Raw genomic sequence first — 2,989 nt, forward strand, 5'->3', positions numbered from 1 at the left:
ACTCCGCAAGCTGACGCTGGCTGTGGTGGTGAAGACTTTTTTAGGCAGCGAAAAAACGGCAGAGATCCAGCAAGTGAGCGAGTGGTTTACGACTCTAACCGGAGGTCTATACGGCCTCTTCAAGTGGGATACTCCCCTGACTATTCATGGTAGAGGGCAAGCTGCGCGCCGTAAAATTGTCAAATATATTCGACAGGTAATCAGAGAACGGATCGATCGCAGCGACGATCCAGCTAATGCGCTGGATGTGTTGGGGCTATTGATGAATACAGTCGATGAGGATGGCAATAAGTTCACCGAAACCCAGATCGTCAATCAAGCGATCCTGTTTTTGTTTGCCGGACATGAGACCACATCTAGCCTGATGGATTGGGTCTTATTTGAGTTGGGAAATCATCCCGAATGGCGGCAAAAACTCCGCGCAGAACACCAGCAAGTAGTTGGGAACGAACCGATTGCTATGAGCCAGATTCGCCAACTTCCGCAGATGAGTAATGTCCTCAAAGAAGGCGAACGTCTCTATCCACCACTTTTTCTCATCAGTCGCATGGCGATCGCCGATATTGAATATGCTGGCTATATCATCCCCGCAGGCTGGTTTATACTCATTTTTCCACTGCTGACCCATCGCTTGCCAGAAATTTATCAAGATCCAGATTTATTCGACCCCGACAGATTTGCACCGCCGCGAGAGGAAGATAAAAAACAGCCATATTCGTTAATTGGTTTCGGCGGTGGCGTACATAGTTGCATCGGCGCGGACTTCGCTCAAATGGAAATGAAAATAATTCTCTCGACACTGTTGCAAAAGTACGATTGGACGGTAACACCCACCACCACCGAAATTTCACCAGTGCGCCGCCCATTCATGACCCAGAAAAAGCTAACAGCAACATTTGTTTCAATAAATTCCCTCCTCGGAGGGGTGCCCGTAGGGCGGGGTGGGTAGATCTCCGCCACCCACAAATCTCCGATCGATCGAGTTCGATCGCTCGACCAGAAATCGCTTGAAGTTATTGCAAACTTTAGCGCAGTTGGAGTCAATTGGCTCGATTCTCTTCCAGAGACGCTCCGCAAACGAAGATGGCGACCCACCCCGCCCGTTGGGCACCCCTCCCAGGAGGGGATTTTTGGGAAGTCTGTAGGTTGGGTTGAGGCACGAAACCCAACAGCACCAACATAGCTACCTACCAATCGACATTAGGCAAGAGATTTTCGTTAGTATAAAAGCCTGACCGAATCTAGATCGATGTCCGCCAAGCAAAAATTTGTAGCGATGAATAATAAACTCAAGTCTGCCGATCTGATGCCGGGTAGCTATGGATTGCCGATTATTGGCGAACTCATTAGTTTTCTTACCAAGCGCGAAGAATTTTATTGGCAAAAACATCAAGCCAATGGCAATGTTTTCAAATCATCATCGCTCATCTTTGGCAAAACGGCTTGCCTAGTCGGGCCAGAGGCAAATCGACTGGTATTCAAAGATGCCGCCGACAAGCTATCATCGCGGTTGGGTAATAAATTATTAGAACCGATTTCAGCAGATAGCGTATTGCTCAAAGATGGCGAAGCACATCGCACGAATCGGAAGCTGATTTTACCTGTATTTCATCAACAGGCGATCGCAGGTTATTTTGACACGATTCAGTCGGTTGTCACTGAGGCGATGGCGGATTGGGGCGAACGCGGTACGATCGATCTGAGTGCGGAACTGCACAAGCTGACGCTGACAGTTGTGGTAAAGATTTTCTTAGGTAGCGAAAGCACCGCAGAAGTCGATCGGGTGAGCGGGTGGTTTAATACTCTAGTTGATAGTGTGTCTGGAGTGATCCGCTGGGATAGTCCCCTAACTAGCTACGGAAGGGGGCAAGCTGCCCGTCGCAAGATTGCTGACTATATTCTTCAAGTTATTGCCGAAAGAGCCGCGCGGGGCGATTTAGACAGGTCTACAGATGTACTGAGTTTGCTGGTAAATACAATCGATGAAGATGGTAATAAATTTACCGAAACGCAGATAATCGACCAAGTGATGGCGTTTCTCTTTGCCGGACACGACACCACATCGACGCTGATGAGCTGGTTGTTATTTGAACTGGGTAATAGTCCCGCATGGCGGCAAAGGTTGCGCGACGAACAGCAGCAAGTAATGGGCAACGAACCAATTTCAATGACACATCTGCGGCAATTGCCCGACATGACCAATGTTATTAAAGAAGGCGAACGTCTTTATCCACCAGCTTTTCTCATTGCCCGCGTGGCGTTAGCAGATATCGAATATGCTGGTTATTTAATCCCTGCTGGTTGGTTTATCTTTATCTCCCCGATGCTGACTCATCGCTTACCAGAAATTTACCAAGATCCAGATTTATTCGATCCCGACAGATTTGCACCGCCGCGCGAGGAAGATAAAAAACAGCCTTATTCATTAATCGGTTTTGGTGGTGGCGCGCATATTTGTATCGGCGTGGAACTCGCCCAAATGGAGATGAAGATAATTCTCTCGACACTATTGCAAAAATACGATTGGACAGTGACACCGACAACCGCTGAAATTGCCCCAGTGCGCCGCCCATTTACGATGCAAAAGCAGCTAAAAGCAACATTTGTGCCAATAAATCCCCTCCCAGGAGAGGTGCCCGTAGGGCGGGGTGGGTAGATCTGTGCAGCTCACAAATCATAGATCGATTTGACTCTAGTATGAAAAAATCACAATATTGTCGCTAGCTGAAATAAATTAGGTTTGGATGTGCGATCTTACCGCCAACCTTCGGGACGGGTCGATCGCACTGAAGTTCTTTCTCTAACCAGTAGCTCGTATTCAATCAAATTTGGAAAGCCATTTAATAATGGGATTGCTACAGGATACGGATACTGTTGGCGAATTCAAAAACCGATCGAGTGGGCGGGCAGACGAGTGGGTCAATTTGTGGATGAAAGTAGGTTGCCACTCGAACAACAACTCACTAATTTTGCGAGAATATCGATCGGT

3 protein-coding genes are annotated in these 2,989 nt (G+C 47.8%); all 3 read left to right on the forward strand.

The annotated features are described in order from the left end of the window. Positions 1–949: cytochrome P450 (locus RMO35_RS09235; RefSeq protein WP_309740460.1), on the forward strand; the 949-nt coding region annotated here is incomplete at its 5' end. Between the two features lie 300 nt (positions 950–1,249). Next, the gene (locus RMO35_RS09240) at positions 1,250–2,656 is read left to right on the forward strand and encodes a cytochrome P450 (RefSeq protein ID WP_309740462.1); all 1,407 of its coding nucleotides are present in this window, start codon (positions 1,250–1,252) and stop codon (positions 2,654–2,656) included. 90 nt (positions 2,657–2,746) lie between these two features. Next, positions 2,747–2,989 (forward strand): hypothetical protein (locus RMO35_RS09245; RefSeq protein WP_309740463.1); only part of this gene is annotated, 243 nt, incomplete at its 3' end.

This window comes from Chamaesiphon sp. OTE_20_metabat_361, from assembly GCF_031364565.1.